This is a genomic window from Stackebrandtia nassauensis DSM 44728, from assembly GCF_000024545.1.
Classification (GTDB): Bacteria; Actinomycetota; Actinomycetes; order Mycobacteriales; family Micromonosporaceae; genus Stackebrandtia; species Stackebrandtia nassauensis.
Genome location: NC_013947.1, coordinates 4,381,304 through 4,402,566, shown reverse-complemented (window position 1 = coordinate 4,402,566; position 21,263 = coordinate 4,381,304). Strand labels below are relative to the sequence as shown.

The following is a 21,263-nucleotide window of genomic DNA, read 5'->3' as shown; positions in this document are numbered from 1 at the left end:
AGGGGCGGGTCACTGACCGTGGTTGGCGGTCGAGACCTGCCCCCGCGCTTCCGGTGAGATCGACGGCCCGATCTTGTTGATCAGGTCGGCGAGTTCGTGTCCCACCTGCCCGATGTCACAGTCGTAGCTGGCCAGCGCCAGCAGACTGGCTCCACCGGGGATCGACATCGAGAACATGTAGCCGCCGTACAGCTCGGCCATGCAGCTGATCACCGGATCGGCTTGCAGGGCACGGGCGGCACCGGCCAACAGGCTCACCAGGCCCGAGGCGATGGCGGCCAGCCGGTCGGCGTCGTCTTCGGGCAGTTCGTCGTTGCACGCTATGAGCAGACCGTCGGCGGAGACGGTGAGCACGTGGGTGACATCGGGAACTCTGTCGATGAAGTCATTGAGCAAATAGTCAAGATTCTGGGTGTTCAAGACTCGTTCCTCGAATCGTCGGCAGGGGAGAAAGGTGATCGCTTGTCGGGTCTGGTCTTGGCGTACGCGAGATACGATGCGCCGACCGCGGTCGGATCCCGGTACGCCGGTGCGGCATGGGTGGCCGGAACCTCGGCCGACGTGGGTCCCATGGCACCGGGGACCAGTCGCGACATCGGGTCGCGTTTGGGCAGGCCGTCGTCAACGGGATTCGAGGCCGGTGCGGTGGCTCGCTGCGCGGCCTGCCAGCCGTCCTCGTAGGAGCGCATCCCGCCGACGTTCATCCGCCGGGGCCGGTCCTTGTCCCGTTGCCGGGGGACGGCCGGGAACGTCTCGGTGGGAGTGTCGTCCCGATCCATCCGGGGTGGATGTCCCGGATAGGTGGGCACCGCACCGAAGTCGAAGCGGATCTGCGGCAGGCCACCGGTGGATCGTGGCCGCCGGGAACTGTTGTCGGGCTTGCCGCGTGCCGCCGCGTTGCTGCGGGCCCCCGCGTTGTTGCCGCGCTGGCGCGGACGACGCTTGAACAGCGGGGCGTTGCGGATCCCGGTCGGCTTCTGCTCCGGGACGGCCTCGGGCATCGCCGTGATCGCCTTGGGGGCGGCCTCGATGTCGATGATGTCGACCGGAAGCGAGACCTCGGCCAGGGTGCCGCCGACGGCGGCGGCACGCAACTCGACGTGAATGCCGTGCCGCGCCGCGATATGGCTCACCACGGTCAAACCCATGGTCTGCATGGAGTCCAGGTCGAGACCCTTGCGGGACGTCAACCGCGCGTTGAGCTGCGCCATCCGATCGGGGGGCACTCCCATGCCGCGGTCACTGATCTGCACGACCAAGCGGTCGGCCAGCAGTCGTGCGGTCACGTTGACCTGATGGTGGGAGTACTGGGTCGCGTTGTCCAGCAACTCGGCCAGCAACTTCACCACATCGTCGACGGCATTGGCCTTGATCGACACGCCTTCGTCGACCATGCCGATCTGCACCCTGGTGTACTGCTCGATCTGGCTCTGCGCCGCGGTCAGCACGTCGCCGACCGTTTCGTGGGTGCGCCGGACTCGCGCCGGTGCCGCACCACCCAGCACCAGCAGACTGTCGTTGGTGCGCCCGAACAGGGTGACCAGGTGGTCCAGTTTGAACAACCGGTCCAGCCGGTCGGGATCCTGCTCGTTGCGTTCGGCCTCGTCGAGGACGTTGGTCAGCCGACCCGCCAGCGAATGGCCGCGCCGGGCGAGCCGGATGAACATTCCACCGATGTGGAGCCGCAGCAGCGCCTGGTGGGCGGCGACCCGGATCGCCTCCTGGTGGACCTCGTTGAACGCCTTACCGACGTCGGCCAGCTCGTCCCGGCCCTTGACCTTCACCGGCGGGGTGGCTCGGCTGGCGAACTCCTCGGGTGTCTGCCCGTCGAGGTCGGTGCTGTCGTCCAACTGCGCCACGGCACGCGGTAGGCCCTCGGTGGCGACCTGGTGGGCCGAGTCGCGCAACCGGCGCAGACCGCGCACGATCGGGCTACCCAGCCACACGGCCATCAGCAGTGCGATGATCACCGCGACGACGACGCCGCCCAGCTGGGTGTAGGTCAACTGGAACTGCTGGTCGCGCAGCGTCGAGATCTCCTCGACGACCGCCTTGTCGATGTCCTCCTGGACGCCTTCGTACTGTTCGGCGCGCTTGTTCATGCCCTTGGCCCAGTCGCCCGGATCGATGTCGATCTTCTTGCCGGGCTTGGAACGAAGCGCCTCGTCCTCCATCGTCGCCGTCAGGCTGAGCTCGTCGCCGGCCAGCGCCCGGTCCAGCCATTCGCGCCATTCCGTAGGGGCCAGCGAGTTGAACGTCAGCAGGGCGTCGGTGCTACCGGTGTTGGCCGCGGTGATCTTCTGGAACGCCGCCGAGGAGAGCTCTCCCCGGTCCAGGGCCCGCAGCACGGTCTCGGTCTGGATGCTTTGGTACTCGATGCTTCGCGACAGCAGGTTCGACGCCCGGATCCGGTCGGCCACATCGGAGGGCACGCTTCCGGCCTGCGGCACCGATTCGCGGTACGACAACAGGTCCGCGATGGTGATCCGGTAGATGAACGCCGCGGCCGACGCGCCCTGTTTCTGTTCCGAGATGCGTTTTCGCACATCATCGAGGTTGTCCAGTCCGCTTTCGACGTTGTCGAGGTTGATCTTGGTGGAGCTAGGTACGTCGGTGAGTTCGCGAATGCTCGATCGATATCGTTCGATCGCCGCGTCGGTGTCCTTCTGCTGGTTCAGGAACTCCTCGGCCTTGTCGTCCTTGGTGCTGTTCACCAGAGCCTGAACGGCGAGCGTGCGCTCGGACTGGAGTTGGTACGCCAGACTACCGGCCGCTTTGTTCGCGCTGACCAGGTTGCGCATGCGTTCGGCCTCAAGGGCTTCACTGCCAGTCGTCAGAACCGTCAGCGTGGCGAAGACCATCACCGCTATCAGGGGGGCGGCAACGAGTAGCGCTACCTTTTGTCTGATCCTCAAAATTCGTTCACCAGAACTTCGTGTGCTCGATACCTGACCTGGAACTTAAGGTTGAACCCGGTTGTGGCTTTTGCTCGCCGCAGGCTACCCCCGAATTCCTTTGGGAGCAAGAACACTGTGGATGATACCCCGAACTCCAGTCGTATTGGAAAGCGTTCGACACCATAGGAAAGCCATAATTTCGGCCCGGAAACTGTTACAGGTCGGACACTCCGGATTCGTCACGCACCTTCGCGACGACCTGAGGCAGCGCGGTCAGAAAACGGTCCACATCGTCCGCCGTGGTCTCCCGGTGAAGCGAAACCCTTATGTTTCCGTGCGAAAGCACTCCCATGTTCTCCAACACGTGCGATGGGCTCAAAGTGGACGATGTGCACGACGATCCCGCCGAGACGGCGAAACCCCGGCGGTCCAACTCGACCAGAAGCGGTTGCCCGTCCTCGAAAGGATAAGAAAACGTAACGATGTGCGGCAGCCGCTCGACCGGATCCCCGACGACTTCCACGTACGGAATCCGCGCCACCTCCGCGCGTATAAGAGAGGTAAGGCTCCGCAGCCGCTCGTCCTCCTTCTCCCGTTCCGTCAGCACCGCCCGCAGCGACGCCGCCGCGGCCACCACCGCCGGGAGGTTCAGCGCGCCGGGGGCGTCGGGGTCGTGCGAGTCCTCCGGCCACGGACTGCGCCAGCGGACCCCCGCACGCACCGCCAGGACGCCGACCCCCGCCGGGCCGCCCCACTTGCGGGCGCTGCCGCACAACAGCGACCAGGCCGGGACCGGCATCCGGCCCAGGCTCTGGGCCGCGTCCACCAGCAGCGGGATGTCGCCGCACAGCTCGGCGACCTCGGTCAGCGGCTGCACCGTCCCCACCTCATGATTGGCGCTCTGCACCGCCACGAGCGCCACCCCGGGCTGTCCGACCGCCTCGGCCAGCGCGTCCAGCTTGATCGCGCCGGTGCGGGCGACCGGCACCTGCATGCTCGCGCCGCCACGGTCGGTGTGCCAGCCGGCCGCGTGCAGGACCGAGGAATGCTCGACGGCACTGTGGACGAGCCGATCGCCGCGACGGTGGCCCGCCGCCAGCGCCCCCAGCACGCCCGCGTGCACCGCCTGGGTCCCGCTGGCGGTGAAGCTCACCTCATCGGGACGGGCGCCGATCGCCTCGGCCACCGTCTCGCGGGCCGCGTCGAGCAACTGGCGGGCCCGGCGGGCGCGGGAGTACAGCCGGGACGGGTCCGCCCAGCCGTCGGCCGAGGCGGCCTGGAACGCCTGCTCGGCGACCGGATGAACGGGGCTCGCTGTGGCCGCATCGAGGTATGTGAAGGTCATGTCCTATATTCAACGACACGCCGTAGAAATCGGCCCCCCTGGCCGCGCGGTAGCCAGGAACACCAGTAGGCTCACTGCGTCTCGCCAGTGCGGGAGTAAGCAGCGGTCATTGCCCAGAAAGGCTTGAGCAGGTGGTCGAAAGCCCGACACCGGCGAAATCTCGCCGGTCGCGTCGTCTCCTAGGACTGGCGGTCAGTGGCGCGATGTCGCTTCCGCTTCTCGCCGGTTGTTCCGTTGACGAAGCGTTCGCCTTCGGATGGCCGCGCAAACTCCCGACGCCTGAGTCGCGCGAGATGTTCAACATGTGGATCGGTTCCACGATCGCCGCGCTCGCCGTCGGCGTCTTCGTGTGGGGCCTGATCTTCTGGTGCGTCATCCGCTACCGCAAGAAGAGCGACGAACTTCCGGTGCAGACCCGGTACAACCTCCCGATGGAGCTGTTGTTCACGGTCACGCCGTTCCTCATCATCGCGGTGCTGTTCTACTACACCGTGATCGTGCAGTCCAATGTGACCAAGCTGACCGAGAACCCCGACACCGAGGTCACCGTCACCGCGTTCAAGTGGAACTGGGAGTTCTCCTACCCCGAGGCCGAGGGCAAGGACGGCAAGCCGGTCTCCACCGTCGGCGACAGCGACTACGTCCCGGTGCTGGTGGTCCCCACCAACGAGCGGATCCGCTTCACCGAGGTCTCCGAGGACGTCATCCACTCCTTCTGGGTCCCCGACCTGCTGTTCAAGCGGGACGTCATGCCCGGCTACGAGAACAAGTTCGAGGTGACGATCGAGGAGGAGGGCGCCTACGTCGGCCGGTGTGCCGAGCTGTGCGGCGCGTACCACTCGATGATGAACTTCGAGATGCGCGCGGTGTCCGGCGAGGACTACAAGAAGTTCCTCAAACAGCTCCAGGCCGGTAAGTCCACGCCCGAGGCCCTGGAGGCCATCGGCGAGGACCCGTACGCGACCACCACCAAGCCGTTCGACACCAAGCCGAACTCGCGCAAGGCCAGCTAGGGGAACCGATGAAGACCGAGTCGCACCTTTTTGGAATCATCACGTTCTTTCTGTACCTGTTCGCCGCCGTCTACGGCTGGTGGACCTGGTACGACGGCGGACAGATCGAGTTCATCGGCTTCGTCGCGCTGATCCTGGCCGGAACGCTGTGCTTCATGTGCTGGGGCTTCTTCGCCTTCGTCGCGCGCCGGCTCGACCCGCGGCCGGAGGACCGGCCGGACGGCGAGATCGCCGAAGCCGCCGGTGAAGTCGGCTTCTTCTCGCCTGGCAGCTACTGGCCGTTCGGCATCGCCGCCTCGGCGACCATCGCCGGACTGGGCCTGGTGTTCTGGTTCTGGTGGCTGATCGCCGTCGGCATCATCGCCGTCCTCATCACCAGCTGTGGCCTGCTGTTCGAGTACTACACCGGCACCCGCAAGGTCGGCGTTCCCGAGTAACGCCGAACCGACACGCCCGGCGCGCCGAGTGGTCGGTTTTCGGGCAGATCGGCTAGGGTGTGCGGACGATGAGTGCGCTCATCGAGCGTGAACATACCTACCACCGACGGAGCGATCAGTGTCTTACCCCCCTCCCGGCGGGCAGCAGTACCCGGACCCGAACCAGCAGCCCGGATACGGGCAGCAGCCGGGCTACGGCCAGCAGCAGCCGGGTTATGGACAACAGCAGCCCGGCTATGGCCAGCAGCCGGGATACGGGCAACAGCAGCCCGGTTACGGCGACCAGCAGGGCTACGGTCAGCAGCAGCCGGGTTATGGCCAGCAGCAGCCGGGATACGGGCAGGCTCAGCCCCCGGCGGGCGGCCAGTACGGTCAGCCGCAGGGCGGCTTCACTCCCGGCCAGCCCCCGGCCAAGAACAAGACCGGCCTGATCGTCGGGATCGCCGGTGGCGGTGTCGCGCTCGTCGTCGTGGTGATCCTGCTCGTCGTGTTCGTCTTCAGTGGTGGCGGACCCAGCAGCGCGGTCGACAACGTGGTCAACGCCCTTGAGGACGGCGACTACGCGGCCTTCAAGGAAGCGCTGTGCGAGGACACCCGCAAGAGCTTCGAGGAGCTCGAGAAGGCCAGCGGCATGTCCGAAGAGGAAATCGGCAAGGAGCTCAAGAAGAACCTTGAGAAGGAAGGTCTGACCGCCGACTACGAGATCGTCGAGGAGACCGAGTCCGGCGACAAGGGCACGGTAACCGTCAAGACCGACGACGGCGAAGAGAAGATCGACGTCGTCGTGGAAGACGGCGAGTGGAAGCTCTGCCCGGCGATGCCTGGGGCGTAACCGAAACCACGTTCCAACACAGCTTGCGACGATCCGCGTGCCGTCATCGGCACGCGGATCGTCTTTTCACGCGGGAATCCGTTCCGTCACTTAACAGTCACTTAACCGTCCTGAGGGAACGATGGACGGCATGAATCACTTCAGGTTTCTACCGGGACTGCGCCGCGTCCCACTGCGGCCCGACTTCGTCCAGCTGGGTTCCGACCCCGATCGTTCCTATCTGCTGCAACTGCCCGATTCCCGGCTGTCGCAGCTGCTGGAGCGGCTCGACGGCTGGATCGACGAAACCACGTACCAGCTGGCCGCCCACGCGCTCGGGGTGGCGGGCTCGGAAGCGTCGGGACTGCTGAACCTGCTGCGGGGCAAGGGCCTGGTCGTCGACTCGGGCGCGGTGACCGCCGAAGGCTCGCCGGAGGCACACGCCCTGGCCCTGCGCCGCGACCGCACCCCCGCGACGGTACTGGCCGCCCGGCGGCGGCAACGCGTGTTCGTCAACGGCACCGGCGCCCTGGCCCGCCGCACGGCCGTCACCCTGCGAGCGGCGGGGCTGGGACGAGTCTGGTGCGCCGACGAGGGCCGCCGCGGCAAGGCGACCCTGACGGTACTGGTGAACTGCGCCTACCCGCCGACACTCGCGGCCCGGGGACACGCCCGACGACGGCTGCCGTACCTGACCGTCGCGATCCTCGACGGCGCGGTTCACATCGGACCGATGGTGTCTCCCGGTACGACACCGTGCCTGCGATGCGTCGACCTGCACTACCGCGACTGCCTGCCCGCGTGGCACACCGGCGGCGAACCCGAGATCCTCGAGGCCTCGGTCGCCACACTGGCGGCGGGTTGCGTGGCCTCGGCGGCGTTGCAGCGGCTGGACGGCGAGCGGTGCGCCGTCGAGGCGAGCACGATCGAGATCCGCCCGTCGCTGGTGATCCGCCGCCGCGAGTGGAACGTCCACCCCGACTGCGGTTGCGCGTCGACCGACACGCGGCCGTGAACACACTCCGAGCGCGGTCGATCTCCGGCCGCGCTCGGAACCGTTCGGCTGGGCGTCAGCGAATGGCTGTCAGCCGCGACGAAGTCGTCGGCCGCGGCGGCTGGGGCGTCAGCTGTCTTCGAAGCCGATGGCGAAGGTGGACTCGAGGTCGTGCTTGGAGTAGGCGCGGAACGCGATGTGGGTCTCGGTGTCGGCCACGCCGTCCACCTTGGAGATCGCTCCGGCGATGGTGTCGGCGATGTGGTCGAACTCCTTGACTCGCACCACCGCGATGAGATCGACGTGTCCGGCCGTCGAGTACACCTCGCTGACGCCGGGCAGTTCGGCGATGGCCTCGGCGACTTCCGGAATCGCGTCGGTGGCGCAGTCAATGAGCACAATCGCGGTGATCACGTGAGGCTCCCTTAGTTCGAAAAACGTCGAGACGCACCGACAATAGCCGCAGTCAGTCGACGCGGGCGGCCTCGGGGTAGTCCGCGTAGGGGCCCAGTCCGTAGTGGGCCAACAGGCGGGAGGCGGCCACCGTGATGGGGGGCATCGCGGTGACCGGCCACCATTTGGCCTCCCACACCTCGGCGCCGTCGATGACCAGCTCGACGGAGTCGGGTTCGACCTCGGTGACGAAGACGGTGTCGACCCAGCGGCCCCGGGTGTGGATCACGGCGCTGGGGGCGGCGGGGGAGATGGCCTCCAGGCCGAGGTCGATGCCGGTCTCCTCGCGCAGTTCGCGGATCGCGGCCTGCTCGGGGCGTTCGCCCCGGTCGAGTAGGCCCGCGGGCAGGCCCCAGCCGAAGCCGGGCGGCTGGCGCAGCAGCAGGATCTGGGACCGGTCGGGGGAGTAGACCATCATGACCGCCCCGACGGTGTAGGTGGGTGCCACGATCCGCACCAGCCGACGACGCACCACTTTGGGCAGTGCGTAGAAGACCTTGTAGGCGCTCGCCCGCCACCGCGAGGCTGGTTTACGGCTGGATTGCGGAGGTTGCGGCATCGGGCACAGCCTACAGGGATCGAGGGATGGTCGGTGGTCGTAGTGTGTGGCGCGCTTCGCCGTCCCTACAGGGCGGACGCGACGGTGATCCAGTTGGCGAGGGTCTCCGCGGCGGCACCCGAGTCCAGGGACTGGACCGCCTTGTCGATGCCGCGTCGCATCGCCCCGTCCAGGTCGGCGGAGATGTCGGTGGTCAGACCCTCGAAGGAGGCGAAGGCCGCGGCGGCGTTGAGCACCACCGCGTCGCGCACCGGTCCGGGCTGTCCGGCGAACACCTGCCGGGCCGCCTCGGCGTTGTAGGTCGCGTCGCCGCCGCGCAGCGCCGACACCGGCGCCCGGGGCAGGCCCAGGGTCTCGGCGTCGACCTCGGTCTCGGTGACGGAGCCGTTCGCGACCAGCCACACCCGGGTGGGCGCGGCCAGCGTCAGCTCGTCGAGGCCGTCACGGCCCCGCACCACCAGGGCGCTGGCGCCCCGGTCAGCCAGTACCCGCGCCATGATCGGGGCCATCCGCTCGTCGGCGCAGCCGATGGCGCCCGCGCGCGGCTGCGCCGGGTTGGTCAGCGGGCCCAGGAAGTTGAACGCCGTGGGGACGCCGAGGTCGCGTCGGGGTGCGGCGGCGTGCCGCATGCCCGGGTGGAACCGCGCCGCGAAACAGAAGCCGATCCCGGCCTCGGTGACGCACCGGGTGACCTCCTCGGGGCCCAACGGCAGCGGCACCCCCAGCTCTTCCAGCAGGTCGGCCGAGCCGCACTTGGACGAGGCGGCACGGTTGCCGTGCTTGACGACCCGCACCCCGCCACCGGCCACCACAATGGAAGCCATCGTGGAGATGTTGACGGTGTGAGCTCCGTCGCCGCCGGTGCCGACGACGTCGGCGCAGTCGAAGTCGAGCTTGATGCGGGAGGTGTTGGCCAGCATCGCCGTCACCAGCCCGGTCAGTTCGGAAGGCGTCTCACCCTTGGCGCGCAGCAGCACCGCGAAGGCGGCCAGCTGCGAGTCGGCGGCCTCCCCGGCCATGATCTCCTGCAGGGCCCAGTCGGTGTCGGCGGCGGCCAGTTCCTGACCGGCCATCAGGGTTGACAGAATCTGCGGCCAGCTGCGGTCACCCATGTCGGCGTCCTTTTATGTAGTGGCGGTGGCGCGCGATCGCAGCAGCTCCACGATCGCCGCCGAAGTGCGGATCGGGTCAAGCGGGTGGGTCAGGCTCGCGTCGGCGCGCGACCAGGCGGCAAGCCACTGGTCGGCGGCGCGCTTGAGGACGACGCAGGTCGTCGGCGGGTCGTCCAGCTCGTCGCGCAGCTGCCGGGCGATGCCCAGCCCCCCGGCGGGCTGCGATTCGCCGTCCAGCAGCATCAGGTCGATCTCGTAGGTGTCGATCAGCCGGATCGCCTCGTCGTAGTCGGAGGCCTCCAGGTACTCGATCGTCACGTCCTCGGTGGGCTGCTCACCGATCGCCGAGCGCATGCCGTGTCGCACCTTCGGGTTGTGGCTGTACAGGATGACTGAGTAGGTGGTCATGGCAACGCTTTCGACACGGGTGCGGATTGCTTGGGACGATGCGAGCCTACCGCCTCGACATCGGCACCCGATTGGTGCGCCCCCCGCCGCGTCGCGGGTAACCATCTCACGACAGTTTCGCCAGGATGTGCCGCGTGGCCTGCGGCTATGCACACAGGCCACAGGCGACACGCGGAGCAGACCCACCCCGCCACAAGTCGTAGAAGATCAGCGGCAATAATGGCCGCGTGACTGCGGCTGAAGCGACCATTGATCCCAGGCGGATACACTCACTGACCCGTCCCAACATGGTCAGTGTCGGCACCATCGTGTGGTTGTCGAGCGAGCTGATGTTCTTCGCCGCGCTGTTCGCGATGTACTTCTCCATTCGTGCCGCGGCACCGGAACTGTGGGAAGAGCACACCAAGCACCTGAACATCCCGTACGCGGCGGTGTTCACCCTCATCCTGGTGGCCTCCTCCTTCACCTGTCAGATGGGTGTGTTCTGTGCCGAGCGCGGAGACGTCTACGGACTGCGGCGCTGGTTCACCATCACGTTCTTGATGGGCCTGGTCTTCGTTCTGGGGCAGGTCAACGAGTACCGCACCCTGGTGTCCGAAGGCATCGCCATCAACACCGACGGCTACGGGACGATGTTCTACCTGACGACCGGGTTCCACGGTCTGCACGTGACCGGCGGGCTCATCGCGTTCATCATCTACCTGATCCGTACGACCATGGGCCGGTTCACGCCCGCCCAGGCGACCTCCGCGATCGTGGTGTCCTACTACTGGCACTTCGTCGATGTCGTCTGGATCGCGCTGTTCGCCATGATCTACTTCCTGCGATGAGACACAAGCGACTCCCGGTCCGTCCTTGATGAACCGGACACGATGGACCACATAACCTGAATACGGCACATCCGAGGCGGCCCGCATCGGATACGAAACACAAAGGTGAGGCAATAGACGTGGCGGCACCAACCAGACACCGACACCGGTGGCGCAGGCGCCTTGGGGCGCTGGCCCGGTTCATCGGCGCGCTCGCATTGGTCGGCGGCATATACACGGGTTTCGCTCCGGGCATCTACGCCGACGAGCCGGACAAGGAGTTCGAGAAGCTCGCCGCCGAGGGCAAGGAGCTGTACGACAACAGCTGTGTGTCCTGCCACGGACCGAAAGCCGAGGGTGTCGACGGCCGCGGCCCCAGCCTCATCGGGGTCGGCGGTGCGGCCGTTGAGTTCCAGGTGAACTCCGGTCGGATGCCGATGGCGCGCCAGGAGGCGCAGGCCGAGCGCAAACAGCCCATGTTCACCCCCAAGGAGGCCGAGGCGCTGGCCGCCTACATCCAGCAGCTGGGTGGTGGACCCGAGGGCGTCACCGACGAGGAGATCGACGCCCTGACCGGAGACCTCTCCGACACCGAGATCGCCGAAGGCGGCGAGCTGTTCCGAGTGAACTGCGGCAGCTGCCACGGCTTCGCCACCGGCGGCGGCGCGCTGTCCTCGGGCAAGTACGCGCCCGCGCTGGAGGGTGTGGCGTCCGACGAGATCTACGAGGCGATGCTGACCGGCCCGCAGAACATGCCGGTCTTCGCCAACGCGCAGCTCACGCCGGAGGAGAAGGTCGAGGTCATCGCCTACATCGAGTACCTCAACGAGGACCGCGATCCGGGCGGGCCGTTGACGCTCGGCCGGTTTGGACCGTCCACTGAGGGACTCGCGATCTTCCTCGTCGGGATCACCACCCTCGCCGTGGCAACACTGTGGATAGCGGGGAAGTCGTAGGGATATGAGCAACGACAAACAGCACTCGTCCGACGAGATCGACGTCACGGACCCGAAACTGACGAAGTTCGACATCGTCAAGGAGGGCCTGCGCCGCGACGGCATCGAGATCCTCCACTACGAACCGGCCTTCCCGAAGGCCGGAACCGCCGAGGAGAAGCGGATCGAACGCTTCATCGCGTTCTGCTTCACCCTCACCGGCCTGGGCGCCCTGGGCTTCGTCGTCACCTACATCTTCTGGCCGTGGGAGTACGTCGAGGGCAACGCCTCCGAGCTGAGCAAGTGGTACACCCCGATGCTGGGCCTGTGCCTGGGCGTCGCGCTGGCGGGTCTGGGCATCGGCATCCTCACCTGGGCCAAGAAGCTGCTGCCCAAAGAGGAACTGGTCCAGGACCGGCACGACGGCGGCTCCTCCGAGGAGGACCGCAAGATCACCGGCGCGACGGTCAGCAACGTCGTCGACGAGACCGGCATCAAGCGCCGTCCGATGCTGAAGCGGGCGCTGCTGTTCGGTTCGGCGCCACTGGGTCTGGCCGCGATCGCGCCGTTGGGCGCGCTGATCGTGCCGCCCGGCGACGACCGCGACCACACCGGTTTCGACGCCAAGAAGTACAACGACGGCAACCCGGTGCGGCTGATCCTCAAGGACGGCACCCCGGTGCGGCCCGACATGGTCAGCGTCGGTGGTCAGGTCACGGTGTACCCCGAGATCCCGCACGGCACCACCAACAAGCACGCCGACTCGCCGACGCTGCTGATCCACCTGCGTGACGCCGACTCCAAAGAGGCCGCCAAGTACATCAAGAAGAACGACAAGAAGTACGCCGAGTCGAACTGGAACAACTTCTTCGCGTTCTCCAAGATCTGCACCCACGTCGGCTGCCCCGCCAGCCTCTACGAGCAGCAGACCAACCGGTTGCTGTGCCCGTGTCACCAGTCGCAGTTCGATATCATCCAAGGCGCCAAGCCGATCTTCGGCCCGGCGACCCGGTCGCTGCCGCAGCTGCCGATCGACGTCGGCGACGACGGGGTCTTCTACGCGAAATCCGATTTCCTGGTGCCGGTCGGCCCCGCCTTCTGGGAGCGTGACGAGAAATGAAGCGCCGCAAGTTCGACATGAAGCAGCTGCCCGGCAAGGTCGGCAACGAACTGGACGACCGGTTCAAGCTGGCCTCCCCGGCGCGCAAGCTGATGACCAAGGTCTTCCCCGACCACTGGTCGTTCCTGCTGGGCGAGATCGCGCTGTTCTCGTTCATCGTGCTGCTGCTGACCGGTACCTTCCTGGCACTGTTCTTCGAGCCGTCGATGGTCGAGGTCAAGTACGACGGCGTCTACACGCCGCTCAAGGGCATGGAGATGTCCAAGGCCTACGAGTCGACGCTGCACATCTCCTTCGAGGTGCGCGGCGGTCTGGTCATCCGGCAGATGCACCACTGGGCCGCGCTGCTGTTCGTGGCCGCGCTCTTGGTCCACATGGGCCGGGTGTTCTTCTCCGGCGCGTTCCGCAAACCGCGTGAGACCAACTGGATCATCGGCTGCGTCCTGTTCATCCTGGCCTTCTTCGAGGGCCTGCTGGGTTACTCCATCCCGGACGACGGCCTGTCGGGCACGGGTCTGCGGATCATGAGCGGTATCACCGAGTCGATCCCGTTGATCGGCACCTGGGCGCACAACGCGCTGTTCGGCGGCGAGTACCCCGGCGAGGTGATCGTCACCAGGTTCTACATCCTGCACGTCCTGCTGGTGCCGGGCATCCTGTTGGCGCTCATCGGTATCCACGTCGGTCTGGTCTTCGCGCAGAAGCACTCGCAGTGGCCCGGCCCGGGACGCACCGAGCACAACGTGGTCGGTTTCCGGATGTTCCCCAACTACGTGTCCAAGCAGGGTGGCTTCTTCATGCTGGTCTTCGCGGTCATCGCGTTGATGGGCGGCCTGTTCCAGATCAACCCGATCTGGCTGTTCGGACCGTACGAGGCGTCGGTGGTGTCCTCGGCCAGCCAGCCGGACTTCTACGTCCTCTTCCTGGAGGGCCTGGTCCGACTGTTCCCCGCCTGGGAGTTCACGATCTTCGGGTACATGGTCCCGGCGGTGTTCTGGCCCGCCGTGATCGGTATGGGCGTCGCCTTCACGGTGCCGATCTTCTACCCGTTCATCGAACGCCGCTTCACCAAGGACAAGGCGCACCACAACCTGCTGGAGCGTCCCCGCGACAACCCGACGCGGACCGCGGTGGGCGCCATGGTGACCAGCATCTTCCTGGTCACCACCATCTCGGGCGCCAACGACGTCATCGCCGACCAGTTCAACATCAGCCTCAACGCGATGACGTGGGCTGGCCGCATCGGCATCGTCGTGGTCCCGGTGATCACGTACTACGTGACCCACCGGATCTGCCTCGGCCTGCAACAGCACGACCGCGAGGTCCTGTCGCACGGCATCGAGACCGGCATCCTGCGCCGCGACGCCAACGGCCGCTTCTACGAGGTCCACCAGCCACTGGCGGCCCCGGACGAGCACGGCCACACCGAGCTGGAGTACAACGGCTGGGTCGTGCCCAAGAAGATGAACCGGGTCGGCGCGCTGGCCCCGGCCGTCAAGGGCTTCTTCAAGCCGATCGAGGAGGACACGAACGGCGAGAAACGCGCCATCGAGTCCTCCGACGACAAGAAGGAGGTCGGCGCCGGAAGGCACTGACCCGCAACGTGAGAAGGCCCCGCCGAGCGATCGGCGGGGCCTTTCGTGTCGGACAGGACACATTGTCCCGGTTCGCTCATCGAACTAATGTGACCACAGACGTCCGGACGAAAGGTCACCCCCATGCGCACTCTCATCGTCGGCGCCGGAGCCGTCGGCGGCTACTTCGGATCCCGACTGGTTCACAGCGGTCAGGACGTGACGTTCCTGGTGCGCCCGCGCCGCGCGGAACTGTTGCGGCGGCGCGGTCTGCGGGTCACCGGCCTCGGCGAGGACACCGTCGTCGAGCCACGGCTGGTGACCGCGCCCGAACTGACCGGCGACTACGACGCGATCCTGTTGGCGGTCAAGGCGACCGGATTCGAGCAGGCCCTCGCCGACGTCGCGCCCGCCGTCGGCGACGACACCGCGATCCTGCCGCTGCTCAACGGCATGGCGCACCTGGACCGGCTCAACGAACGCTTCGGCCCGGCCCGGGTACTGGGCGGCGTCGCGAAGGTCATGACCACCGTCGACGACGAGGGCGACATCGTCCGGCTGGGACCGCTGGAGCACATCCTGCTGGGGGAGCAGGACGGGCGGCCGTCGAGCCGCGTCGACGACATCCACGCGACGCTGACCAAGGCCGGCATCCCCAGTGACACCAGCACCGCCGTCCTCGGTGCCATGTGGAGCAAGTGGGTGTTCATCTCCGCGCTGGGGGCCGTGACCACCCTGCTGGACGGGACGGTCGGCGAGGCCAACTCGGTGCCCGGCGGCACCGCCGTGGCCGCCGCGATCACGCGTGAGGCCGCGGCGATCGCCGAGCGTTCGGGTTTCGGCCTGTCCGAAGCGGCGTTGACCGCTGTCCTGTCGACGACCACCGACCCGGACTCGCCGGTCACGCCGTCGCTGTACCGCGACCTGACCTCCGGGCTTCCCACCGAAGTGGAGCACCTGTTCGGCGACCTGATCGCCCGAGCCCGCGACCTGGGCGTCGACACGCCGCTGCTGGACGCCGCGACCGCCCGGCTGCGGGTCCACGAGCGGCGACTCGCCGCCGGTTCCTGAACCGAGGGCGGCCGTGCCATTCCCGTAGCGCATGGGCGCCATGCCGGATCGTCGTTGGTCATCCACGTCGGACGTTCGTATCATCGAGCGCGTGCCTGACATTCCACCTGTAGACCAGAAGCTGCTCGCATTCGCCGTGCGCACCGTGTGGGAGGCGGGCGAGGTCTCGGCGGCCCGGTTCTTCAGCGGCAGCCGGACCGTGACGAAGTCCGACGGGTCGGTCGTCACCGACACCGACCTCGAAGTGGAGAAGCTGATCCTGGGGCGGTTGGCCGAGCGCTACCCCGAGGACGGCAGCCTCGGGGAGGAGACCGGTGAGCACACCGGCCGCTCGGGGCGTCGCTGGATCGTCGACCCCATCTCGGGCACCGCGTTCTTCGTGCTGCGGATGCCGTTGTTCGCCAATCTTCTGGCCTATGAGGACGAACACGGTCCGGCGGTGGGCATCGTGAACCTGCCGATGCAGCGCGAGCTGGTGTACGCGGGGCGTGGCCTGGGGTGCTGGCGCATCACCGAGGCCGACGGCCAACCGGTGGCGTGCCGGGTGGGGGACCGGCCGAACGCCAAGGGCGCGTTGACCTTGGCCATGAACCAGCAGACCTGGTCGACCGAGCTGGTGGCCGCGCTGCACGGCCACGTCGACCTGGTGGGGGCGATCAACCATCCGGTGGTGCACCTGGTGACCGGCCGGGTCGACGCGATGGTGATGACGGGTCAGGGCTATGACGACCGCGCGGGCCTGCCGTTGATCGTCGAGGAAGCGGGCGGCGTGGTCACGGATCTGGACGGCGCGCCGCTGCTGTCGGGCGACGGGAGCGTCCTGGCGACCAACGGCCGGTGGCACGAGGAGCTCGTCGACCTCGTGAAGGGCCTGCCGCGCCTGAAGTCGCCGCGCTGAGCCGCCGGGCCGGAGTGTCCGAACCCGGTGGGTGTCGCGGCGGGATTAGGGTTCAGCCATGACGACCCAACCTGCGCCAGCCGATCCGCGCGGCGTCACACCCGGGAAGTTCTGGTACTGGATCGCCGGGATCATCATCGTGCTCGGCATCGCCGCCGGAGTCACCGTGTTCGTGTTCGGCGTGTCGACCATCGCCGGGAACATCCCGGACATGAAGCAGACCTTCGCCGACGGCGAGGAGACCACGGTCGAGCTGTCGCCCAACCAGGACTGGGCGATCTACGTCGACGCCTCCGGGGACACACCCCCGACCGTCGACTGCGGCGTCGCATCAGACGACGGCAAGGCCATGATGACGCCCAGCAGCGACACCTTCAACTTCAGCGACGGCGGCCACCAGTGGCACCTCGTCTACGACGTCAGTGTCGACAAGAGCGGCGAGTACACCTTCACCTGCACCGCCGGTGAAGCCGCCGACGGCTACGCCATCGGCGACGGGGTCGACGTGGGCGGGTTCGTCGGCGGCGTCTTCGGTTCGCTCGGCGGCCTGATCGGCATTCCGTGCTTCTCGCTGGTCGTGGGCGGCGTCATCATCCTGATCGTGGCGATGCGCCGCAGCGGCAACAAGAAGAAGCTGCGGCAGACACCGGACGCTCCCGGCGCGTGGTGACACGCTCCGGCGTGATCAGCTCGCGCCGGGCAGGCGCAGTTCGCCGTCGATGCGGCGCGGGACGTCGGTCGCCTCGTCGCGCAGCTCGGGCGGCAGCACGAACGCGGGCGCGTTCTGCCAGGTGACCGGCCGCAGGAACCGCCGGATCGCGGTCGCGCCCACCGAGGTGTGCGCGCTGTTGGTGGACGGCCAGGGCCCGCCGTGGTTCTGCGCCCACGACACCCGCACCCCGGTGGGGAAGCCGTTGTACAGCACCCTGCCGGTGGTGTCGCGCAACAGTGTCGACAGTGCCGCGACCCGCTCCTCGTCGTCGGTTCCGGAGTGGATCGTGGCGGTCAGCGAGGACGGGAGTTTCGCCACGACCGCCTCGCGCAGCGCCTCCAGTGTGTCGTACCGGACCAGGACGGTGGTGGGGCCGAAGCACTCCTCGACGACCGTTTCGGTGAGGTCGGCGGCGTCGACGCTGAACAGGCGCGGCACCATGGCGAAGCCCGAGGTGGTGCCGGTCGACTCGGCGACCAGGTTCGCCGCGTTCGACTGTCCGGCGCGCGCGGTCGCGTAGCTTTCGGCGATGCCCTGGTTGAGCGCCACCGCCACGGGCGCGTTCGCGAACAGTTTCGCCAGCGTCGCGGTGAACGCGTCGCCGTCAGCGCCCGACGGTACGAAAACCAGCCCGGGTTTGGTGCAGAACTGCCCGGCCGAACCGGTGACCGAGGTGAGCAGTCCCTCGGCGATGTCCCCGCCCCGCTCTCGCAGCGCGGCTTCGGTGAGGACGACCGGGTTGAGGCTCGACATCTCGCCGTAGAACGGGATCGGCTCGGGGCGGGTGTTGATGATGTCCAGCAGCGCTTTCCCGCCGCGCAGCGAACCGGTGAAGCCGACGGCCTTGACGCGCGGGTCGGCGACCAGCGCGGCGGCGGCCTCACGTCCGTAGACGATGCCCAGGACGCGTTCGTCCACACCCGAGTCACGCAGAGCGTGGCGCAGGATCTCGAAGGTCAGCTGCGAGGTCGCCGGGTGGGACTCGTGGGCCTTGACGATCACCGGCGAACCGGCCGCGAGCGCCGAGGCGGTGTCGCCACCGGGCACCGAGAACGCCAACGGGAAGTTGCTGGCGCCGAACACCGCGACCGGGCCGAGCGGGACCAGCATCCGCCGCAGGTCGGGGCCCGGGCCCATCGGTGTGTCGGCGGCGTGGTCGATCGCGGCCTCCAGATAGGAGCCCTCCTCGATCACGTCGGCGAACAGGCCCAGCTGGTAGACCGTGCGGGTCAGTTCGCCGTTCAGTCGCGCCTCGCCGAGTCCGGTCTCGGCGTCGGCGATCGCGACGATGTCGCCGCGCCGCGCGTCCAGTGCCGCGCCCATCGCCCGCAGCAGCGCCGCCCGGCCCGAACGGCCCAGCGCCTCGAAGCCGGGTGCCGCTTCGGCGGCGTCGGAGGCCAGCGCGGCCACCTCGACGTCGCTGGTCGGCGGGAACGGTTCACCGAAGGTCTCACCGGTTCGCGGGTTGACGCTTGAGATGACTGACATGTGCGGTCCTTTCGACACGATGGACGGTGGTTCAGTGCGTTTCGCGGCTGGTGGTCTTCGGCTCGGTCCAGAAGTCGGCGTTGTCGATGCCCAGTCTCACAGGGTCGAAGGTCGGGTCGAGACCGAGCCTGCGCTGCGCGTCGTAGTCTCGCAACGCCTTCAGCGCCGGTTTGACGAGGAAGATGATGCACACCATGTTGACCCACGCCAGCGAGGCGTAGCCGACGTCGCCGATGGCCCAGATGACGTCCGCCGACTCCACGCCGCCGTAGAACACCATGCCGACCATGGCGACGCGCAGCGCGTATCCCAGCCAGACGTTGGGGCGGCCCCGGGTCAGGTAGGTGAGGCTGGTGTCGGCGATGAAGTAGAACGCCGCGACGGTCGTGAACGCGAACAGCGCCACCGCGACGGCCACGAACGGCGAACCGATGCCGGAAAACACCGTGTCGAGCGCGTGCTGGGTGTTGTTGGTTCCCGCTTCGACGCCGGGCAGGTTGGTGACCAGCTTGTCGCCCGCCTCGGTCTCCACGTTGTACATTCCGGTCACCAGGATCATCAGCCCGGTGGCCATGCACACGAACAGGGTGTCGAGGTAGATCGAGAACGACTGCACCAGGCCCTGTTTGGCCGGGTGCGACACCTCGGCCGCGGCCGCACCGTAGGTTCCCTCACCGACCCCGGCGACGTTGGAGAACACCGCCCGGCGCACACCCCACGCGATGGCCGCGCCGACGATGCCGCCGAACATCGAGTCGGCGCCGAACGCGCTGGCGAACACGAGCTTGACCATGCCCGGGATGGCGGGGGCGTTGACGGCCAGCACCACGACCGCGGCGAGGAGGTAGCCGATTGCCATGACCGGCACCACCATGTTGGCCATGCCGACGATGCGCTTGCGGCCGCCGAAGATCACGAACGCGAACACCACGGCCACCACGAGTCCGGTGATCCACGGGCTGATGCCCATGGCCTGCTCGAATCCCGCTGAGATGGCGTTGGACTGCACGCCCGGCGCCAGCACGCCGTACAGCGTCAGCGCCGTGGCGGCGGCGATCACGGCCAGCCACTTCTTCTTCAGGCCCTTTTCGATGTAGTAGGGGATGCCGCCGAAAAACTTCCCGTCCGTTTTGGACTTGTAGATCTGGGCGAGCGTGGATTCGACGAAGGCGCTGGCGGCGCCGAGGAAACCGGTGACGCCCATCCAGAACAGCGCGCCGGGGCCGCCGACGGTGATGGCGGTGGCGACGCCCGCGATGTTGCCGACGCCGACGCGGCTGGACAGGGTCAGCATCAGCGCCTGGAACGACGAGACGCCGGCGTCGGATTTCTCGCCGGTTCGCAGCTGCCGGATGGTGTCGGGCAGTCCGCGCACCTGGATGGCGCGGGTGAGGATGGTCAGCACCAGGCCGAGGCCCAGCGCCAGTACGACCAGCGGCGTCCACAGCCAGTCGGTGACAGAGACAAGGAAGTCCATAGGGGGCACCTCTTCTTAGAGGGAGGGGTTGACGGCGCTTGTGGCCGTTGAAGTTCGAACGGGACGAAGCCGGGGGATCGCCTCGGCTGCGCGCCGTCGTCAGAGGGTGAAGCCGCTGGGGAAGGGGTCTTCGGGGTCGAGCAGGTACTGGGCCATGCCGGTGATCCAGGCGCGGCCGGACACCGTGGGGATCACGGCGGGCTGTCCGGCGATGTCGGTGGTGTCGATGAGCTCGCCGGTGAAGCGGGTGCCCAGCAGCGATTCGTTGACGAACGGGGTGTTCAGGTCGAGTGCGCCGCGCGCGTGCAGTTGCGCCATCCGGGCGCAGGTGCCGGTGCCGCAGGGGGAGCGGTCGAACCAGCCGGGGTGGATGACCATCGCGTTGCGGGAGTCGGCGCCGTCGCGTCCGGGCGCGGTGAACTGGACGTGTTTGCACCCGGCGATGCCGGGGTCCTTGGGATGCGCGGGACGGTTCTGCGCGTTGATGGCGTCCATGATGGTCATACCGGCGGCGAGGATGCGGTCCTTCTCGGCCTTGTCGAAGCCGATGCCGAGCTGCTCGATCGGCAGGATGGCGTAGAAGTTGCCGCCGTAGGCCATGTCGTAGGTGACGTCGCCGATCCCGGGCACCGAGACGGTGGCGTCCAGCTCCACCGAGAACGCCGGGACGTTCTGGAACTTCGCCGAGGCGGCGCGTCCGTTGTCGACGGTGACCTCGACGGTCACCAGTCCGGCGGGGGTGTCCAGCCGCACGATCGTGACCGGTTCGGTGACCTCGACCATCCCGGTCTCCACCAGTACCGTGGCCACGCCGATCGTGCCGTGGCCGCACATCGGCAGCAGTCCGGACACCTCGATGTAGAGCACGCCCCAGTCGGCGTCGGGCCGCGTCGGCGGTTGCAGGATCGCGCCGCTGGCGGCGGCGTGGCCGCGCGGTTCGTTGACGAAGAACTCGCGGATGTGGTCGAGGTTCTCGATGAAGTACTCGCGGCGGGCCGCCATCGTGTCGCCGGGGATCGGTCCGACCCCGCCGGTGACGACGCGGGTGGGCATGCCCTCGGTGTGCGAGTCGACGGCCGAGAAGTAGCGGGAAGCGCGCATGTCAGATCCTTTCGCGGACGGTGTCGGTGGCGGCGGTGCGACGGCGGCC

General features: G+C 67.7%; 21 protein-coding genes. 11 read left to right on the top strand and 10 right to left on the bottom strand.

All coding sequences use genetic code 11. The features are described from left to right. Positions 1 to 9: 9 nt before the first annotated feature. The 3 genes from SNAS_RS20375 to SNAS_RS20365 form a co-directional block, all read right to left on the bottom strand. Complete coding sequence (locus tag SNAS_RS20375) at positions 10 to 420, bottom strand: roadblock/LC7 domain-containing protein (RefSeq protein ID WP_013019353.1); 411 nt, start codon at positions 418 to 420, stop codon at positions 10 to 12. Then, positions 417 to 2,801, bottom strand: coding sequence for a sensor histidine kinase (locus tag SNAS_RS20370; RefSeq protein ID WP_169313908.1), 2,385 nt, complete (start codon positions 2,799 to 2,801; stop codon positions 417 to 419). Before SNAS_RS20370 ends, SNAS_RS20375 begins: the two co-directional genes overlap by 4 nt. Positions 2,802 to 3,111: 310 nt before the next feature. Further along, positions 3,112 to 4,242, bottom strand: coding sequence for a cysteine desulfurase family protein (locus SNAS_RS20365; RefSeq protein ID WP_013019351.1), 1,131 nt, complete (start codon positions 4,240 to 4,242; stop codon positions 3,112 to 3,114). Positions 4,243 to 4,445: 203 nt separating this feature from the next. Here SNAS_RS20365 and ctaC point away from each other — a divergent pair, with 203 nt between their 5' ends. The 4 genes from ctaC (at position 4,446) to SNAS_RS20345 (ending at position 7,518) form a co-directional block, all read left to right on the top strand. Further along, positions 4,446 to 5,255 carry an aa3-type cytochrome oxidase subunit II gene (ctaC, locus tag SNAS_RS20360; RefSeq protein WP_013019350.1) on the top strand — a complete coding sequence of 270 codons (810 nt, stop codon included), beginning with the start codon at positions 4,446 to 4,448 and terminating at the stop codon, positions 5,253 to 5,255. 8 nt (positions 5,256 to 5,263) lie between these two features. Continuing rightward, positions 5,264 to 5,692, top strand: coding sequence for a cytochrome c oxidase subunit 4 (locus SNAS_RS20355; protein WP_013019349.1), 429 nt, complete (start codon positions 5,264 to 5,266; stop codon positions 5,690 to 5,692). 118 nt (positions 5,693 to 5,810) lie between these two features. Further along, complete coding sequence (locus tag SNAS_RS33040; protein ID WP_013019348.1) at positions 5,811 to 6,524, top strand: DUF4878 domain-containing protein; 714 nt, start codon at positions 5,811 to 5,813, stop codon at positions 6,522 to 6,524. Between the two features lie 130 nt (positions 6,525 to 6,654). Continuing rightward, complete coding sequence (locus SNAS_RS20345) at positions 6,655 to 7,518, top strand: hypothetical protein (protein ID WP_041625069.1); 864 nt, start codon at positions 6,655 to 6,657, stop codon at positions 7,516 to 7,518. A 108-nt stretch (positions 7,519 to 7,626) separates the two neighbouring features. On the opposite strand, the gene SNAS_RS20340 is transcribed toward SNAS_RS20345, so the two are convergent. The 4 genes from SNAS_RS20340 to SNAS_RS20325 form a co-directional block, all read right to left on the bottom strand. Further along, positions 7,627 to 7,911 carry an Lrp/AsnC family transcriptional regulator gene (locus SNAS_RS20340; RefSeq protein ID WP_013019346.1) on the bottom strand — a complete coding sequence of 95 codons (285 nt, stop codon included), beginning with the start codon at positions 7,909 to 7,911 and terminating at the stop codon, positions 7,627 to 7,629. A gap of 52 nt (positions 7,912 to 7,963) precedes the next feature. After that, entirely contained in the window at positions 7,964 to 8,509 is a 546-nt protein-coding gene (locus SNAS_RS20335; protein ID WP_013019345.1) for an NUDIX hydrolase, read from the bottom strand. A 65-nt stretch (positions 8,510 to 8,574) separates the two neighbouring features. After that, entirely contained in the window at positions 8,575 to 9,621 is a 1,047-nt protein-coding gene (trpD, locus tag SNAS_RS20330; RefSeq protein ID WP_013019344.1) for an anthranilate phosphoribosyltransferase, read from the bottom strand. A 12-nt stretch (positions 9,622 to 9,633) separates the two neighbouring features. Beyond that, entirely contained in the window at positions 9,634 to 10,029 is a 396-nt protein-coding gene (locus SNAS_RS20325) for a response regulator (protein WP_013019343.1), read from the bottom strand. Positions 10,030 to 10,256: 227 nt separating this feature from the next. On the opposite strand from SNAS_RS20325, the gene ctaE reads away from it, so the two are divergent. From ctaE to SNAS_RS20290, 7 genes are all read left to right on the top strand, one after another. Next, positions 10,257 to 10,859 (top strand): aa3-type cytochrome oxidase subunit III, encoded by a 603-nt coding sequence (gene ctaE, locus SNAS_RS20320; RefSeq protein ID WP_013019342.1) that lies wholly within the window; start codon positions 10,257 to 10,259, stop codon positions 10,857 to 10,859. A gap of 119 nt (positions 10,860 to 10,978) precedes the next feature. After that, entirely contained in the window at positions 10,979 to 11,794 is an 816-nt protein-coding gene (gene qcrC, locus SNAS_RS37225) for a cytochrome bc1 complex diheme cytochrome c subunit (protein WP_013019341.1), read from the top strand. 4 nt (positions 11,795 to 11,798) lie between these two features. Continuing rightward, a complete protein-coding gene (qcrA, locus tag SNAS_RS20310; RefSeq protein ID WP_013019340.1) occupies positions 11,799 to 12,893 on the top strand; it encodes a cytochrome bc1 complex Rieske iron-sulfur subunit in 1,095 nt (364 codons plus the stop codon). After that, the gene (qcrB, locus tag SNAS_RS20305) at positions 12,890 to 14,488 is read left to right on the top strand and encodes a cytochrome bc1 complex cytochrome b subunit (RefSeq protein WP_013019339.1); all 1,599 of its coding nucleotides are present in this window, start codon (positions 12,890 to 12,892) and stop codon (positions 14,486 to 14,488) included. The genes qcrA and qcrB overlap by 4 nt, the downstream gene beginning before the upstream one ends. A gap of 123 nt (positions 14,489 to 14,611) precedes the next feature. Further along, positions 14,612 to 15,538 (top strand): ketopantoate reductase family protein, encoded by a 927-nt coding sequence (locus tag SNAS_RS20300; RefSeq protein WP_013019338.1) that lies wholly within the window; start codon positions 14,612 to 14,614, stop codon positions 15,536 to 15,538. 91 nt (positions 15,539 to 15,629) lie between these two features. Beyond that, the gene (locus SNAS_RS20295) at positions 15,630 to 16,436 is read left to right on the top strand and encodes an inositol monophosphatase family protein (RefSeq protein WP_211207208.1); all 807 of its coding nucleotides are present in this window, start codon (positions 15,630 to 15,632) and stop codon (positions 16,434 to 16,436) included. A gap of 58 nt (positions 16,437 to 16,494) precedes the next feature. Further along, on the top strand, positions 16,495 to 17,106 hold the full coding sequence (locus tag SNAS_RS20290; RefSeq protein WP_013019336.1) for a hypothetical protein: 612 nt from the start codon (positions 16,495 to 16,497) through the stop codon (positions 17,104 to 17,106). A gap of 15 nt (positions 17,107 to 17,121) precedes the next feature. On the opposite strand, the gene SNAS_RS20285 is transcribed toward SNAS_RS20290, so the two are convergent. The 3 genes from SNAS_RS20285 to SNAS_RS20275 form a co-directional block, all read right to left on the bottom strand. Then, on the bottom strand, positions 17,122 to 18,636 hold the full coding sequence (locus SNAS_RS20285) for an aldehyde dehydrogenase (NADP(+)) (protein ID WP_013019335.1): 1,515 nt from the start codon (positions 18,634 to 18,636) through the stop codon (positions 17,122 to 17,124). A 31-nt stretch (positions 18,637 to 18,667) separates the two neighbouring features. After that, positions 18,668 to 20,113, bottom strand: a complete 1,446-nt coding sequence (locus SNAS_RS20280; RefSeq protein ID WP_013019334.1) for an alanine/glycine:cation symporter family protein — start codon at positions 20,111 to 20,113, stop codon at positions 18,668 to 18,670. A gap of 99 nt (positions 20,114 to 20,212) precedes the next feature. After that, positions 20,213 to 21,214, bottom strand: coding sequence for a proline racemase family protein (locus SNAS_RS20275; protein WP_013019333.1), 1,002 nt, complete (start codon positions 21,212 to 21,214; stop codon positions 20,213 to 20,215). Positions 21,215 to 21,263: the final 49 nt, after the last annotated feature.

Coding starts and splice junctions, on each gene's coding strand:
- SNAS_RS20365 (WP_013019351.1), bottom strand. CDS start 4,242: ATGACCTTCACATACCTCGATGCGGCCACAGCGAGCCCCGTTCATCCG.
- trpD (WP_013019344.1), bottom strand. CDS start 9,621: ATGGGTGACCGCAGCTGGCCGCAGATTCTGTCAACCCTGATGGCCGGT.
- SNAS_RS20275 (WP_013019333.1), bottom strand. CDS start 21,214: ATGCGCGCTTCCCGCTACTTCTCGGCCGTCGACTCGCACACCGAGGGC.
- qcrA (WP_013019340.1), top strand. CDS start 11,799: ATGAGCAACGACAAACAGCACTCGTCCGACGAGATCGACGTCACGGAC.
- SNAS_RS20325 (WP_013019343.1), bottom strand. CDS start 10,029: ATGACCACCTACTCAGTCATCCTGTACAGCCACAACCCGAAGGTGCGA.
- ctaC (WP_013019350.1), top strand. CDS start 4,446: ATGTCGCTTCCGCTTCTCGCCGGTTGTTCCGTTGACGAAGCGTTCGCC.
- SNAS_RS20285 (WP_013019335.1), bottom strand. CDS start 18,636: ATGTCAGTCATCTCAAGCGTCAACCCGCGAACCGGTGAGACCTTCGGT.
- SNAS_RS20370 (WP_169313908.1), bottom strand. CDS start 2,801: ATGCGCAACCTGGTCAGCGCGAACAAAGCGGCCGGTAGTCTGGCGTAC.
- SNAS_RS20355 (WP_013019349.1), top strand. CDS start 5,264: ATGAAGACCGAGTCGCACCTTTTTGGAATCATCACGTTCTTTCTGTAC.
- SNAS_RS20300 (WP_013019338.1), top strand. CDS start 14,612: ATGCGCACTCTCATCGTCGGCGCCGGAGCCGTCGGCGGCTACTTCGGA.
- SNAS_RS20280 (WP_013019334.1), bottom strand. CDS start 20,113: ATGGACTTCCTTGTCTCTGTCACCGACTGGCTGTGGACGCCGCTGGTC.
- SNAS_RS20345 (WP_041625069.1), top strand. CDS start 6,655: ATGAATCACTTCAGGTTTCTACCGGGACTGCGCCGCGTCCCACTGCGG.
- SNAS_RS20290 (WP_013019336.1), top strand. CDS start 16,495: ATGACGACCCAACCTGCGCCAGCCGATCCGCGCGGCGTCACACCCGGG.
- SNAS_RS20335 (WP_013019345.1), bottom strand. CDS start 8,509: ATGCCGCAACCTCCGCAATCCAGCCGTAAACCAGCCTCGCGGTGGCGG.
- qcrB (WP_013019339.1), top strand. CDS start 12,890: ATGAAGCGCCGCAAGTTCGACATGAAGCAGCTGCCCGGCAAGGTCGGC.